14 protein-coding genes are annotated in these 15,953 nt (G+C 37.7%); all 14 read left to right on the top strand.

Going from position 1 to position 15,953, the window contains the following annotated elements; translation table 11 throughout:
* The first annotated feature begins 51 nt into the window (after window positions 1-51).
* The 14 genes from J2S77_RS05010 to J2S77_RS04945 all read left to right on the top strand — a co-directional run bounded on the left by J2S77_RS05010 (window position 52) and on the right by J2S77_RS04945 (window position 15,843).
* Window positions 52-4,359 (top strand): PolC-type DNA polymerase III, encoded by a 4,308-nt coding sequence (locus tag J2S77_RS05010; RefSeq protein ID WP_306975228.1) that lies wholly within the window; start codon window positions 52-54, stop codon window positions 4,357-4,359.
* Between the two features lie 238 nt (window positions 4,360-4,597).
* Window positions 4,598-5,068: a ribosome maturation factor RimP gene (rimP, locus tag J2S77_RS05005; RefSeq protein ID WP_306975226.1), complete on the top strand. Its 471-nt coding sequence runs from the start codon at window positions 4,598-4,600 to the stop codon at window positions 5,066-5,068.
* 18 nt (window positions 5,069-5,086) lie between these two features.
* Window positions 5,087-6,187, top strand: coding sequence for a transcription termination factor NusA (nusA, locus tag J2S77_RS05000; RefSeq protein ID WP_306975224.1), 1,101 nt, complete (start codon window positions 5,087-5,089; stop codon window positions 6,185-6,187).
* Window positions 6,188-6,202: 15 nt separating this feature from the next.
* Entirely contained in the window at window positions 6,203-6,475 is a 273-nt protein-coding gene (gene rnpM, locus J2S77_RS04995; RefSeq protein WP_306975222.1) for an RNase P modulator RnpM, read from the top strand.
* Window positions 6,472-6,774: a YlxQ family RNA-binding protein gene (locus J2S77_RS04990; RefSeq protein ID WP_306975220.1), complete on the top strand. Its 303-nt coding sequence runs from the start codon at window positions 6,472-6,474 to the stop codon at window positions 6,772-6,774. The genes rnpM and J2S77_RS04990 overlap by 4 nt, the downstream gene beginning before the upstream one ends.
* A 17-nt stretch (window positions 6,775-6,791) precedes the next feature.
* The gene (gene infB / locus J2S77_RS04985; protein ID WP_306975218.1) at window positions 6,792-9,008 is read left to right on the top strand and encodes a translation initiation factor IF-2; all 2,217 of its coding nucleotides are present in this window, start codon (window positions 6,792-6,794) and stop codon (window positions 9,006-9,008) included.
* Window positions 9,009-9,287: a DUF503 domain-containing protein gene (locus J2S77_RS04980; protein WP_306975216.1), complete on the top strand. Its 279-nt coding sequence runs from the start codon at window positions 9,009-9,011 to the stop codon at window positions 9,285-9,287. It abuts the gene before it with no gap.
* 25 nt (window positions 9,288-9,312) lie between these two features.
* Window positions 9,313-9,657, top strand: a complete 345-nt coding sequence (gene rbfA / locus J2S77_RS04975; protein ID WP_306975215.1) for a 30S ribosome-binding factor RbfA — start codon at window positions 9,313-9,315, stop codon at window positions 9,655-9,657.
* 68 nt (window positions 9,658-9,725) lie between these two features.
* On the top strand, window positions 9,726-10,640 hold the full coding sequence (gene truB, locus J2S77_RS04970; RefSeq protein ID WP_306975504.1) for a tRNA pseudouridine(55) synthase TruB: 915 nt from the start codon (window positions 9,726-9,728) through the stop codon (window positions 10,638-10,640).
* A gap of 14 nt (window positions 10,641-10,654) precedes the next feature.
* Window positions 10,655-11,602 carry a bifunctional riboflavin kinase/FAD synthetase gene (locus J2S77_RS04965; protein WP_306975213.1) on the top strand — a complete coding sequence of 316 codons (948 nt, stop codon included), beginning with the start codon at window positions 10,655-10,657 and terminating at the stop codon, window positions 11,600-11,602.
* Between the two features lie 127 nt (window positions 11,603-11,729).
* Window positions 11,730-11,999 carry a 30S ribosomal protein S15 gene (gene rpsO, locus J2S77_RS04960; RefSeq protein ID WP_306975211.1) on the top strand — a complete coding sequence of 90 codons (270 nt, stop codon included), beginning with the start codon at window positions 11,730-11,732 and terminating at the stop codon, window positions 11,997-11,999.
* A gap of 184 nt (window positions 12,000-12,183) precedes the next feature.
* On the top strand, window positions 12,184-14,298 hold the full coding sequence (gene pnp / locus J2S77_RS04955) for a polyribonucleotide nucleotidyltransferase (RefSeq protein WP_306975209.1): 2,115 nt from the start codon (window positions 12,184-12,186) through the stop codon (window positions 14,296-14,298).
* A gap of 57 nt (window positions 14,299-14,355) precedes the next feature.
* Window positions 14,356-15,576 (top strand): M16 family metallopeptidase, encoded by a 1,221-nt coding sequence (locus tag J2S77_RS04950; RefSeq protein WP_306975208.1) that lies wholly within the window; start codon window positions 14,356-14,358, stop codon window positions 15,574-15,576.
* A gap of 33 nt (window positions 15,577-15,609) precedes the next feature.
* A complete protein-coding gene (locus J2S77_RS04945) occupies window positions 15,610-15,843 on the top strand; it encodes a YlmC/YmxH family sporulation protein (RefSeq protein WP_306975206.1) in 234 nt (77 codons plus the stop codon).
* Window positions 15,844-15,953: the final 110 nt, after the last annotated feature.

The raw sequence follows: 15,953 nt of genomic DNA, 5'->3' as shown, positions 1-15,953 counted from the left end.
CAAGGGTTTCTAAAATCATGATAAGTCCACCTTTTAAGTGAGGAATCGAGTATGGATTTAAATAAACGCGAAAAATTAGAGTTATTACTAGAACAAATAAATATGCCTGATGACGTGGTGAATAATCATTTTGATCAGACCATCTTAGAGAAACTAACGGTTTATAAATCGACGAAACAGTGGATCTTTCATTTACATAACCCACATCCATTTGATTATGACGTCATTTCATTATTCAAAGCGAATTTACAAACAGCTTTTCACCATGTGGCATCTGTTGATGTACAGATTACAACAGACGAATCGACAGTAAGTGAGAGCATTTTCCAAGCGTATTGGTTTGATTTCATCCATTCTGTTCATGATTTGTTTCCAGCTTATAAAGAATTCATTTGTAATCAGACACCTAGGCTAGAAGGGTCAAGTGTCATCTTAAATGCTCGGAATGACGCTGAAGCTAATATGGTTAAGAAAAAGCTCGATCCATTATTTCAAAGCTATTGTCATAAACATGGTCTAAAAGCTTGTCATATTCAACTCGAAGTAAGCCAAAACGAAGAAGCTATTCAAGCTTTTCAACAACAAAAGCTTGAAGAAGAACGTACGTTGGTTCAAAAGGCGATGCAAGAACAGGCTGAAAGACAAAAAGCTAAAGAAGAAGCTGAGTCTTCTGAAAGTGAAACAGAAGGTCCTCTTCAAATTGGCTATGAGATCAAAGAAGATGCTATAGAAATGCACCATATTCTAGAAGAAGAGCGACGGATGGTCATTCAAGGCTATGTTTTTGATGTAGATATTCGTAACCTTCGTTCTGGGCGAGATCTACTCATTATTAGTATCACGGACTATACAGATTCAATCCAAATTAAGATGTTTTCTAAAGGTGATGAACAAAAAACATTATTTGCACAAGTCAAAGCAGGTATGTGGTTAAAAGCTAGAGGTAGTATACAGACTGACACCTATACAAATGAATTAATGATGATGGGTCAAGATTTAAATGAAGTAAAAGCTAAAACGCGTCAAGATCCAGGTATTGATGGCGAAAAACGAGTTGAGCTTCATGCGCATACAACGATGAGTCAAATGGATGCGACTGTATCTGCTGAAAGTTTAGTCGAACAAGCAGCTAAATGGGGGCACGAAGCTGTTGCTATAACAGATCATGGTGTCGTACAAGCTTTTCCTGAAGCCTATAATGCGAGTCAAAAGCATGGTGTGAAAGTGCTATATGGAATCGAAGCGAACTTAGTTGATGATGGTGTGCCAATTGCTTATAACGAGGCAAACCAGACCTTACACGATGCTACTTATATCGTATTTGACGTTGAAACAACAGGCTTATCCGCTGCTTATGATAAGATCATAGAACTCGCAGCTGTAAAAGTTCATGACGGAGAAATTATCGATCGGTTTGAACGATTTGCCAATCCACACCAAAAGTTAAGTCAAACAACAATAGATTTAACCGGCATTACTGATGACATGGTAAAAGACGCACCTGAGATCGAAGAGGTAACTCGCGATTTTTATGAGTGGTGTGGTGAAGACATATTAGTTGCTCATAATGCTAGCTTTGATATTGGCTTTATTAACGCAGCTTATAAGCAGGTCAACTTGCCAAAAGTGACCAATCCAGTCATCGATACATTAGAATTAGCAAGGCTATTGTATCCAAACTTAAAAAATCATCGTTTAAATACGCTTTGTAAACATCTCAATATTGATTTAACTCAACATCACCGCGCTATTTATGACGCTGAAGCGACAGGTTATTTGTTGTGGAGTTTAGTTAAATCGGCGAAGGAAAAAGACATAGAAACACATGCGGACTTAAATAATTACGTGGGACAAGGCGATGCTTACAAACGTTCACGCCCAAACCATGCTACGATCATTGCACAAACTGACGAAGGATTAAAAAACTTATTTAAACTTGTATCGATGTCACATATTGATTATTTTTATCGTGTTCCAAGAATTCCTCGCTCACAACTTAAGAAACATCGTGATGGACTATTTATTGGATCTGCCTGCGACCAAGGTGAACTGTTTGATACGATTGCACTCAAGTCAGAAGAAGAGGCAGAAGAGGTTGCCGAATTTTATGATTATATAGAAGTCCAACCGCCAATGAATTACTATCATTTGATTGAGAAGGAAAACGTTCAATCAGTTGAGCACATTAAGCAATTGATTAAGAAACTTGTAGCGATTGGTAAGAAACTAGATATACCTGTTGTCGCAACAGGTAACGTACATCATTTGCATTCACATGAGAAAATATATCGCCAAATATTAATTGCATCACAAAGCGGGAACCCATTAAATCGACAAACGATTCCAGATGTCTATTTTAAAACGACTGCAGACATGTTAGAAGACTTTGCTTTCTTAGGCGATGATGTGGCAAAAGAAATCGTGGTAACGAATACAAACTGGGTGACTGATCAGATTGAAGATATCAAACCAATTAAAGATGAATTATATACACCTAACATTGAAGGTGCAGATGATGAAATTCGTGACATGTGTTATACACGGGCCAAGTCGATTTATGGAGATGAGTTACCAGATCTCGTATCCAAGCGTTTAGATACTGAATTAACCAGTATTATTAAAAATGGATTCTCGGTTATTTATTTAATCTCTCAAAAGATTGTAAAAAAATCATTAGACGATGGTTATCTTGTTGGCTCGCGTGGTTCTGTTGGATCATCATTTGTAGCAACCATGATGGAAATTACAGAAGTGAATCCATTACCACCACATTATGTTTGTCCAAACTGTCAGCACCATGAATTTTATACTGACGGTAGTGTCGGCTCAGGCTTTGATTTATCGAAAAAGGATTGCGAACAGTGTGGAACTGCCTATCGCCGAGACGGGCAAGATATTCCGTTTGAAACATTTTTAGGGTTTAAAGGTGATAAAGTTCCGGATATTGATTTGAACTTCTCTGGCGAGTATCAACCAGTTGCTCACCATTATACGAAAGTGTTATTTGGTGATGATAAAGTTTATCGTGCAGGAACAATTGGTACTGTAGCTGAGAAAACGGCTTATGGATTTGTGAAAGGCTATGCTCAAGACCATCAACTCATGTATCGTCAGGCTGAAGTTGATCGACTTGTACAAGGGTGTACAGGAGTTAAACGGACGACAGGTCAGCATCCAGGCGGAATTATTGTCGTTCCAGATGATTATGAAATATATGATTTTTCACCTATTCAGTATCCAGCTGATGACTCTAGTTCGGAATGGTTAACAACACATTTTGATTTCCATTCGATTCATGATAACTTATTAAAACTAGATATACTTGGACATGATGACCCGACTGTTATTAGAATGTTACAAGACTTAACGGGAATAGACCCAGAAACGGTGCCAACCAATGACCCTGAAATGATGAAAATATTTAGTGGCCCTGAGGTGTTAGGGGTTAATGAAGAAGATATTCTTTGTAAAACAGGGACATTAGGAGTGCCAGAGTTTGGTACGCGATTTGTTCGCCAAATGCTTGAAGATACAAAGCCTTCAAGTTTTGCTGAATTAGTTATTATTTCTGGTTTATCTCATGGTACTGACGTATGGTTAGGTAACGCTCAGGAATTAATTAATGACGGAATTTGCGAAATTGGCGATGTTATTGGTTGCCGAGATGATATTATGGTTTATTTATTACAGAAAGGCTTGGAGTCATCTTTAGCTTTTACCATTATGGAATATGTCCGTAAAGGTCGTGGTTTGAAAGACGAATGGATTGAAGAAATGAAAAACCATGGCGTGCCTGATTGGTATATTGAATCTTGTAAGAAGATTAAATATATGTTCCCGAAAGCACACGCAGCAGCTTATGTATTAATGGCTGTACGAATTGCTTATTTCAAGGTGCATTATCCAATTGAATTTTATGCGGCCTATTTTTCAGTTAGAGCTGACGATTTTGACATTGACACGATGGTTAAAGGACCTGAAGCCATTAAACGACGGGTTGAAGATATATTAGAAAAAGGGAATGAAGCATCGCCGAAAGAAAAAAGTTTGCTGACTGTTCTAGAACTTGCTCTTGAAATGACGATGCGAGGTTATCAATTCCAATCGGTTGATTTATATCGTTCTGATAGTCAGCGGTTTATCGTTGACGGCGACACTTTAATTCCACCGTTTAACGCGATCGATGGTTTAGGAACAAATGCGGCAATTAATATTGTAAAATCTAGAGAAGATGGGGAATTTCTTTCGAAAGAAGATTTACGAGAGCGCTCGCGTATATCTAAAACGGTATTGGAGTATTTAGATCACCACGGTTGTTTAGGTGAGTTACCTGATCAAAATCAATTATCACTGTTTTGATCAATTAAAGGTGTTAAATCAGCACGTGGTTGCATGATATACCTATTTATGGTATATTAATTGACAGATTAGCAAAAGATACGTCTACGATGAAAGAGTGGGTTCTTCCCACTCTTTCGTTTTGTCTACCCTGCTGCTCGCTTCACCTTATACAGCAGGGCAAATTTTTGTAACAGCAACAGATAACTTACATCTGATGACGATATGTTGATAGAAACATGACGAAGGAGGGTATTATGTGAGTAAGAAGATCATTTCATTAACAGAAGAGATTGCACAACCAATTGTTGAAGACATGAACTTAGAACTGGTTGATGTTGAATTTGTAAAAGAAGGAAAAAATCATTTTCTCCGTGTCTATGTCGATAAAGAAGGCGGTGTAGATATCGAAGATTGCGAGCGCGTTAGTGAAAAACTAAGTGAAGAGTTAGATCACCGTGATCCTATAGAGCAAGCGTATTTTCTAGAGGTATCATCACCAGGAGTAGAACGTAAATTAAAGAAAAGAGAAGACTTTGAACGGTTTGAAGGTTCTTATATTTACGTCAAAACTTATGAGCCAATTGATGGTGATAAAGAATTTTTCGGTGATTTAAAAGAGTTTGTTAATGATCAATTGACACTTGAAATAAAAGTAAAAACACAAACGAAACAAGTGACAATTCCATATGAAAAAGTAGCCAATGCACATTTGGCTGTTCAGTTTTAAATTGGGGAGGTTTAACAGTTGAATAGAGAATTGTTTGAAGCGATGGAAACGTTAGCGGATGAAAAAGGAATTGATCGTGAAGTATTGTATGAAGCATTAGACGCTGCACTCGTTTCTGCTTATAAGAAAAACTTCAATTCAAAAACGAATGTACGTGTTGAATTAGATTCTGACGATAACACAATGAAAGTATTTTCACGTCGAGTGGTCGTAGATGAAGTTGAGGATGAGGATTTAGAAGTATCACTAGAGGACGCCCAACAGATTGACCCTTCTTATGAATTAGAAGATGTTGTGGAACATGAAGTGACACCTCAAGATTTCGGTCGAATTGCTGCTCAAGCAGCTAAGCAAGTTGTCACACAGCGTGTTCGTGAAGCAGAACGCGGTGTGATTTACAATGATTTTGTTGACCGTTTAGATGATATTATAATTGGCACTGTGCAACGAATGGATAATCGTTATTTATACATCCATTTAGGAAAAGTTGAAGGTAAATTACCAACGAATGAAGTCATGCCAGGCGAGTCATATCAAGTGCATGACCGCATTAAAGTTTATGTAACGAAGGTTGAGAATACGAGTAAAGGGCCTCAGGTATATGTTTCTCGTACACATCCAGGTTTACTCAAACGTTTGTTTGAAATCGAAGTACCTGAGATCTATGAAGGTATTGTAGACATTATGTCCGTATCTCGTGAAGCGGGAGACCGCTCTAAAATCAGCGTGCATGCTGATGATCCAGAAATCGACCCTGTTGGCTCTTGTGTTGGTCAACGCGGACAGCGTGTGCAAACAGTCGTTGATGAGTTAAATGGAGAGAAGATTGATATCGTCCATTATTCAGAGGATCCTGTTGTATATATATCCAATGCATTAAGTCCTTCCAAAGTGATTGATGTATTAGTTGATGAAGAAGAACATGCAACAACAGTTATTGTTCCAGATGACCAGTTGTCATTAGCAATCGGTAAAAAAGGACAGAATGCTAGGTTGGCTGCCCGTTTGACTGGTTGGAAAATTGATATCAAGAGTGAATCTGAAGCAAATGAAGAAGGTACTTCTGATGAAGCTGAATCTGAATTAGCTGATCAAGTCGAAGAAGACGAGGAAGTGTAAAAGGGGGAGAGAGTATTGGCTAAACAAAAGAAGCAACCATTGCGTAAATGTGTCATAACTCAAGAAATGTTTCCCAAAAAGGAATTAATTCGTGTTGTGCGAAATAAAGAGGGAGACGTATTCATTGACGAAACGGGCAAACAAAATGGTCGAGGTGCATATTTAAGTAGGGATGTTTCCACGATTGAAAAAGCAAAACAAACAAAAGCGTTAAACCGTCATTTAAATGCTGATGTTGATGAAACGTTATATGATGAATTATTGCAACATGTGAGTGAATCATCATGAACCAATCTTACTTGAACATGCTCGGTTTAGCCAATCGCGCTCGGAAGTTGATTTTAGGAGAAGAAAATATTGTTGAAAGTATTCGTCATAACGAAGCTCAACTTGTTTTAATTGCAAATGATGCTTCGCAAAATACGACGAAAAAATTAACAGATAAGTGTCAAAGTTATCACGTACCATACGTTATTGTGAGCGATCGGCAAACATTATCGCAATCAATCGGGAAAGATGGGCGTGTTGCCATTGCGGTAACAGATAAAGGGTTTGCTAACAAACTCCTAGAAAAGTTATCGGAATAATATTCGGGGGTGAATGTATGAAAAAAATGCGCGTATACGAATATGCCAAACAACAAAACGTATCAAGTAAAGAAGTCATTAATAAATTAAAAGAACTTGATGTTGAGATTTCAAATCATATGTCAACGATCACTGATAATACGATTCGTCAATTAGATGAAATCTATCAACCAGAACAAGCACAAACAACATCTAAAGGTGCTCAAAAAGAAGAACCAAAACAACAAACTCAACAGCAACAGGATTCAAAACAGAAGCAAAGCCAGCAACAAAAACAAGAGAACAAATCTTCTAATAACCAAAATCAAAACAGTAAACAACAAAACCAGAATCAATCGCAGAATAAACAACAGAATAAGCAGCAAAATAAATCTAACCAGTCTCAAAACCAGAATAAACAGAACAATAAGAAGACTAAACAGAATAACTCCAAGAATCAGAAGGGTAACCAAAAACAGCATAAGCAATCAACTAAACAGGAACAACCAGAAAAAGTTACTTATCAAGGTTCATTAACAGTCGGAGAATTAGCTGACAAATTAAATAAAGACTCTTCAGAAATCATTAAGAAGTTAATGATGCTCGGTGTTATGGCAACAATTAATCAACAATTAGATTCCGAAACAATAGAACTGATTTGTGATGATTATGGTGTTGAAGTTGAAGAAGAAGTTGTCGTTGATCAAACAGACATCAATAACTATATCACTGAAGATGCTGAAGAAGACTTAAGTGTACGTCCAGCTATTGTCACGATTATGGGACACGTTGACCATGGTAAAACAACACTACTTGACTCCATTCGTGAGACAAAGGTAACGGAAGGTGAAGCTGGCGGGATTACACAGCATATTGGTGCCTATCAAATTGAACAGGACGATAAGAAGATTACGTTCTTAGATACACCAGGACACGCAGCATTCACTAGCATGCGTTCTCGAGGTGCTCAAATAACTGATATCGCAATATTAGTTGTTGCTGCTGATGATGGTGTTATGCCACAAACAATCGAGGCTATTAACCACGCTAAAGCAGCAGAAGTACCGATTATTGTTGCGGTCAACAAAGTGGACAAAGAAGGTTCGGATCCTAACCGAGTTATGCAAGAACTGATGGCTTATGATCTTGTTCCTGAAGACTGGGGCGGTAACACAATTTATGTTCCACTATCTGCTCTTCAAGGTGAAGGTATTGATGATTTAGTTGAAATGATTAACCTTGTCGCTGAAGTTGAAGAGTTAAAAGCTAATCCAGCTAAAGTAGCAAATGGTACCGTTATTGAAGCACAACTTGAAAAAGGTCGAGGAAGTGTCGCAACGCTACTCGTACAAAACGGAACATTAAACAAAGGTGATTCACTTGTTGTAGGTAATCATTACGGAAAAGTCCGTGCGATGAGTAATCATCTTGGTAAATCCGTATCCAAAGCTAGTCCATCTATGCCTGTCGAGGTGATTGGTTTGAATGGTGTGCCTCAAGCAGGCGACCAATTCTTAGTTTTTAAAGATGATAAGCAAGCCAAACAAGTTGCTCAAATGCGTGAACAAAAACAAATTCAAGAGCAACGTGAATCAACAGGCAAGCTAAACCTTGATGAGCTATTTGATCAAATCAAACAAGGTGACTTAAAGGAAATCAATGCGATTGTCAAAGCTGATGTGCAAGGTTCAGCGGAAGCTGTAGCATCATCATTACGTAAAATTGAAGTTGAAGGTGCAAAAATTAACATTATTCATACTGGTGTTGGTGCGATCACCGAATCAGATATCATTTTAGCTTCAGCTTCAAACGGTATTGTGATTGGCTTTAACGTTCGTCCAGATAATAATGCGAAACGAGCAGCTGAAAATGAAGGCGTCGATATTCGTTTACACCGTATTATTTACAAAGTGATTGAAGAAATGGAAGCAGCCATGAAAGGTATGCTAGATCCTGTTTACGAAGAGAAAATTATCGGTCAAGCTGAAGTTCGAGAAACTTTCAAAGTATCGAAAATTGGTACAATCGCAGGTTCTTATGTAACGGATGGTAAGATCACCCGTAATTCTGGTGTTCGTGTTATTCGCGATAGCGTTGTACAATTTGAAGGAGAAATCGATTCACTAAAACGTTTCAAAGACGACGTCAAAGAAGTACAACAAAACTACGAATGTGGTATCACGGTTAAGAATTACAATGATATTAGAGAAGGCGATATAATCGAAGCCTTCATCATGGAGGAAGTTGAGCGCTAAATGATTGGTTATGCTTATGTTGAATGCTTAATTTATGATGTCCAGTCATTAAAAGCAAAACGTTCAATTATCAAGCAAACAATGCATCAAGCTAGTAAGAATTTAAATGTTAGCATTGCTGAAATCGATTATCACGATTTGTGGCAACGGACTGCATTTGAAATAGCTTGTGTAGCCAAAAATCAAGTCATTGCGGAACAGATCCTGCAAAACGCAGTCAATCGAATTGACAAACGTGCAGATCTAGATATTACAGCTGTTCAATATGAATGGTTGTAAATGGAATAGTAAGAGGTGAATGAAAATGAGTGATTTACGAGCTAATCGTGTCGCCGAACAAATGAAAAAAGAAATGGGCGATATCTTATCACGTAAGATAAAAGATCCTCGTGTAGGTTTTGTAACAGTTACTGATGTCCAAGTGACTGGTGATCTACAACAGGCAAAAGTGTTTATTTCTATATATGGTGATGATGCTCAACAAGAAGAAACACTCGTTGGTCTAACAAAATCAAAAGGTTTCATTCGGTCCGAGATTGGTCAACGAATTCGTTTGCGAAAGACACCAGAAATATCGTTTGAAATCGATGAAGCGATTGAGTACGGTAATCGTATTGAACGAATTTTGAAGGATTTGAATGAAGAATAAAGAATCAATGACTAAAGGATAGACACTAGGTCTATCCTTTAATCTGTTTGATTGTAAAATGAGGTGTTATCATGAATGGAATCATCCCATTATGGAAACCAAAAGGTATGACATCGCATGATTGTGTTAATAAATTGCGAGGCATACTGCAAACCAAAAGGATTGGTCACACAGGTACACTAGATCCGAATGTTGAAGGTGTATTACCGATGACTGTAGGAAAAGCTACTAAATTAACTAGCTTTATTACCGATCACACTAAAACTTATGTAGCTGAGATTTCTTTAGGGCAGCAAACGACGACAGAAGATAATACGGGTGACACTGTAAGTTCTAAGGAAGTGGACCCATCTTTGACTTTAGAAGACTGCAAGCATGCAATAGATAAGTTTAAAGGTGAAATAAGGCAAATCCCACCGATGTATTCTGCGGTTAAAGTAGATGGTATGAAGCTATATGAATATGCTCGAGAAGGGTTAGAAGTTGAAAGGCCTGTAAGAGATGTTACGATCCATTCTATTGAGCTAGCTACTGAACAATTTGCACAGTATTCAACTAATGATGTTCGTTTTTCATTTCGAATTAATTGCTCAAGTGGAACGTATGTCAGAACCTTATGTGTTGATATTGGATCCGAGATTGGCTATCCAGCTCATATGACGCATTTAATTCGTGAAGAAGCTGGAACGTTTCATCGAGATGAAACGGTAACATTTGCTGAACTTGAGGCAGCAAAAGAAACTGAAGGGTTAGAATCTTTTATACAAGATCCAGGACGTGCTTTGACAAAATTACCTGTTTATGTCGTTGAAGATGATGAAATAATTCGCTTTAAGCATGGACAAGTCCTATCAATTCCCGATAAACTGAAAGAAACTGATTTGTTTCGAGTTGAAACGGAATATGGTGAATTAATCGCTTTATATCAACCCCATCCGACCAAGTCAGAATTAATGAAACCATATAAAGTTTTGCAAACGTAAAGAAGGTGATAGACATGGAAGTAATTGAATTAAGTCTAAAGCAAACTGAACCAATGCCCGTACTAGATGATGTTAGTCTTGCAGTAGGATATTTTGATGGTGTACATACTGGGCATCAAAAGGTTATTCAAACGGCTATAGATGAGGCTGAAAGACAAGGAATAAAGTCAGGGGTGATGACGTTCAGCCCTCATCCATTGACTGTTATTAAAAATCAACCATTAATCGACTATTTGATTACCACACATGATGAAAAGATGCACGAATTTAGCAAATTTAACTTAGATTATATTGTGGTCGTAACTTTTAATAATGATTTAGCTCAATTATCACCTCAAGCGTTTGTTGATCAATTTTTTATCGCGCTTAATGTGAAGCATGTAGTCGGTGGGTTTGACTTTTCTTTCGGCCATAAAGGTGCAGGTAAAATACAACAAATGAATGAATACGCTAAAAACGCATTAACTTATTCAGTTGTAGATGAAGTTTCTTCTGATGGTGAAAAAATTAGTTCATCGAGGATTCGTGATCTTATAAAAGAAGGTGACCTGACTGAAACTAAACGGTTATTAGGTCGACCATTTTCGATTGAAGCGAATGTCGCATATGGTTATCAAAGAGGTCGAGAGATTGGTTATCCAACAGCTAATTTAGATGTTACTCAGGAACATATTATTCCACGTGTTGGCGTTTATGCTATTCAAGTCTATGTGGGAGAAAATTGTTATGATGGGATGGCAAATGTCGGCTTTAATCCAACATTTGATGATCAACATGATCAACCAATTATTGAAGCCCATATGTTCGATTTTGACGATAATCTTTATGAGAGTAGCATAGAAGTCTTATTTTTACATTACATACGTGATGAAGAAGCATTTTCAGAAGTGACAGATCTAATAAAGCGTATTGAGCAAGATGAAGTAGAAGCGAAAAATTTTCTTCGTTCTCATCCTAGCTAGCACTTGCATTATCGCTTTATAACATGTATTGTAATCAATGTATGATCTATAACCTTTTTCTTGGCATTACGTCACTCCGCCGAATGCGAGGAAGAAGGGGATTAAACTAATTTAGGAGGTGGATAGGATGTCCCTATCACAAGAACGCAAAAGCGAATTAATCAACGAATTTAAGACACACGAGAACGATACTGGTTCTCCAGAAGTGCAAGTTGCGATTTTAACTGAACAAATCACAACACTAAATACGCACTTACGCGAGCACAAGAATGATCACCATTCTCGTCGTGGCTTAATGAAGATGGTTGGTCGTCGTCGTCATTTGTTAAATTATTTACGTAACAAAGATATCCAACGTTACCGTAATCTAATTAACAAATTAGGTTTACGTCGATAAGCTATAGTTTAGAAAAAGCGGGGTAGTACCCGCTTTTTCTTTTATTCTTAAAACACTCAAGTTTAATATTGATTTAAAGAAGCTATTCGTATTTTGTCATGTTAAAATGATAATAATAAAATAGAAAGTAAAACGTGTTTCTTGTGGCTACATAAGCAACAGTTTGGAAGGAGTCGTAAATATTATGACGAATGAAATGAAGTCATATTCAATTGATGTCGCTGGGCGCCAACTGACATTTGAAGTAGGCGAAGTTGCGAAACAAGCTAATGGTGCAGCTATGGTCCGTTACGGAGATACTTCCGTATTAGTCGCAGCAACAGCATCAAATGAACCGAAAGATTTACCATTTTTCCCACTCACTATTAATTATGAAGAAAAACTATATGCTGTGGGTAAAATACCAGGAGGTTTTATTAAACGAGAAGGTAGACCTAGTGATAAAGCCGTTCTAACATCTCGTTTAATTGATCGTCCTATACGACCATTATTTGCTGATGGTTTTCGTAATGAAGTACAAGTTATGAGTACTGTTATGAGTCTCGATCAAGACTGTTCTTCAGAAATTGCTGCTATGATTGGCTCTTCATTAGCACTATGCGTTTCTGACATTCCGTTTGATGGACCTATTGCTGGCGTGCATGTAGGCCGAGTTAACGGTGAATTCATCATCAATCCAACCGTCGAACAATCTAAAGAAAGTGATATTGAATTGACTGTTGCAGGAACCAAAGATGCGATTAACATGGTGGAAGCTGGTGCACAAGAAGTACCAGAGGATATTATGTTAGAAGCGATTATGTTTGGTCATGAAGAAATTAAACGATTAGTCGCATTCCAAGAAGAAATCATGGCTGAAGTTGGTAAAGAAAACATGGAAGTTGAGTTATTCCAACCTGAAGCAGATCTAGAAACAGAAGTCACAAATTTAGCTAAAGATAAAATTGTCCAAGCTATCCAAACTGAAGAGAAGCAGGCTCGCGAAGAAGCAATTGATGCGGCAAAAGCTGATATTGTCGCACAATATGAAGAAGCAGAAGTGGAAAGTGACGTCTTATCTCAAGTGAAATCAGTGTTAGATTCCATTGTTAAAGAGGAAGTACGTCGATTAATCACTGTTGATAAAGTGCGGCCTGATGGGCGTGGTTTAGACGAGATTCGTCCACTATCATCTCGTACTGACGTTTTACCGCGTACTCATGGTTCAGCTATGTTCACACGTGGGCAAACGCAAGCTTTAAGTGTATGTACATTAGGGCCATTAGGTGATGTGCAAATTTTAGATGGATTAGATTTAGAAGAAGAAAAACGTTTCATGCACCATTATAACTTCCCGCAGTACAGCGTGGGTGAAACAGGCCCTGTTCGTGGTCCTGGACGTCGAGAAATTGGTCATGGTGCATTAGGTGAACGTGCATTAGAAGCTGTTATTCCTGATTCAGAAACATTCCCATACACGATTCGAGTTGTATCAGAGATATTAGAGTCAAATGGTTCTACGTCACAAGCAAGTATTTGTGCAGGGACTATGGCTATGATGCAAGCTGGTGTACCGCTTAAACAGCCAGTTGCAGGTATTGCAATGGGGCTTGTGAAATCTGGGGAAAATTACACAGTTTTAACGGATATTCAAGGTATGGAAGATGCATTAGGTGACATGGACTTTAAAGTAGCTGGTACGACAGAAGGTGTAACAGCCCTACAAATGGATATTAAAGTCGATGGTTTATCACGCGACATTCTAGAAGAAGCACTCACACAAGCTAAAAATGGCCGCATGGATATTTTAGCTCATATGAATGATACTATTTCTGAACCTCGTCAAGAACTGTCTGAATATGCACCTAAGATCGAATCGTTATCAATTAACCCTGATAAGATTCGAGATGTAATTGGTCCGAGTGGTAAACAAATCAATAAGATTATTGAAGAAACAGATGTGAAAATCGATATTGAACAAGATGGACGTATCTTTATTTCATCACCTGATCGTGATAAGATTAATCACGCAAAACAGATTATAGAAGACTTAGTTCGTGAAGTAGAAGTTGGTCAAATTTACCTTGGCAAAGTGAAACGTGTTGAGAAATTCGGTGCGTTTGTTGAATTATTTAGCGGTAAAGACGGATTAGTGCATATTAGTGAACTAGACGAATCTCATGTTAAGAATGTAACTGACATTGCTGATGTTGGTGATGAAATGCTTGTTAAAGTTAAAGAAATCGATCAACAAGGACGCGTTAATTTATCACGCAAGGCAGCGCTTAAAGAAGAAGCGACAGAACAATCAACATCATAAGTTGAACCAAAGAGCTGGTTTTAACCAGTTCTTTTTTTACATATAGGAGCGATAAGTATGCTAGAGCGATATCAATTAAGTAATGGACTACGAGTTGTTGAAGAACCAATGGAACATGTCCGTTCTGTCACAGTAGGATTATGGATTCTTTCTGGAACTCGTTATGAATCAACGAATGAAAATGGAATGGCCCATTTAATTGAGCATATGTTATTTAAAGGGACTGACCGAAGAACGGCTAAACAAATTGCTGAAGCCTTTGACCGAATAGGTGGTCATGTAAATGCCTTTACTTCCAAAGAGTATACATGTGTCTATGCCAAAGTGATGGATGAACATGTTGAAGAGGCGCTTGAACTGTTGTCAGATATGGTCTTACATTCATCGATTGACAAAGATGAACTTGAACGTGAAAAGGATGTAATTTTTGAAGAAATTGCTATGACAGAAGATACACCAGATGATGTGATACATGATTATTTACAAGAGACTAGTTACCAAGGTCATCCATTAGGACAGTCCATTTTAGGTACCCGTGATTCACTGTCATCGCTCTCACGTGAAGATGTTATAAAGTTTAAAGAGCGTTTTTTCACCGGAGATCGTGTCGTTTTATCTGTGGCTGGGCAGGTACCAGACCAATTTCATAAGTTAGTAGATAAGTATTTTAGTGAGCTAACATCTGGTGACGCTAAACAAGACTTTCTATCTCATACGTTTAATCATAGAAAATTAGAATTAACAGAAGATATTAGTCAGGCTCATGTCTGTTTAGGATTCGATGGATATCCAATTGGTGATCAGGCGATGTATCCTTTAACAATTTTGAATAATGTATTAGGAGGAGCGATGAGTTCTCGTTTATTTCAACAAGTGAGGGAAGACCATGGATTAGCTTATGATATCTTCTCTTACCATAATCCATTTAGAGATAATGGTATTTTAACGATTTATAGTGCAACTTCATATGAACGGCTAGACGATGTAGAGTCGATTATGTTTGACATTATATCTGATATTCGCCAAAACGGGATTAAAGAACAAGAACGATTCGATACGATACAACAATTGAAAGGGCAACTTGTATTAGGGTTAGAACATACAAGTAGCCGTATGCAACGGAATGGTAGAAATGAGTTATTAAATGAACCACATATGCCTGTTGATGAAGTCATTACTAAATTAGAGAACGTCACTCACCAAGATATCCAATTAGTAGCTGAAGATATATTTTCTAAAGAACCTGCCCGTGCATGGATTGTGCCTAAGAGCATATAATAGTTTAACAGCTATATAGTGAGGTGATTGTAGGTGCGATATCATGACTTAACGGGAAAGGAATTAATTGACGCAGACAAAGGTGAACGGCTGGGTGTACTAGGTCATACGGATCTTGCAATTAATGGTGAGACTGGACAAATTGAAGAAATTGTTATTCAGGATTATGCCATGCTTGGATTTAAAAAAGGTGAAGCATCCACATCAATTCAATGGAAAGATATCGAAGTCATTGGAGAAGACATGATTGTGATCAAGAGAGATTAATAACATATTTATCATGCTAAGCTGGTTTCTTTTAATAAGGAACCAGCTTTTTCACGTTTTGATTGATTATACATAGGATAATATGGACCGAATGAACATGGGCAGGTGAT

Source organism: Alkalibacillus salilacus (genome assembly GCF_030812915.1).
In the GTDB taxonomy this organism is placed as follows: Bacteria; Bacillota; Bacilli; order Bacillales; family Alkalibacillaceae; genus Alkalibacillus; species Alkalibacillus salilacus.
The sequence above is the reverse complement of the archived record's forward strand: the minus strand, read 5'-3'. Positions and strand labels throughout refer to the sequence as shown.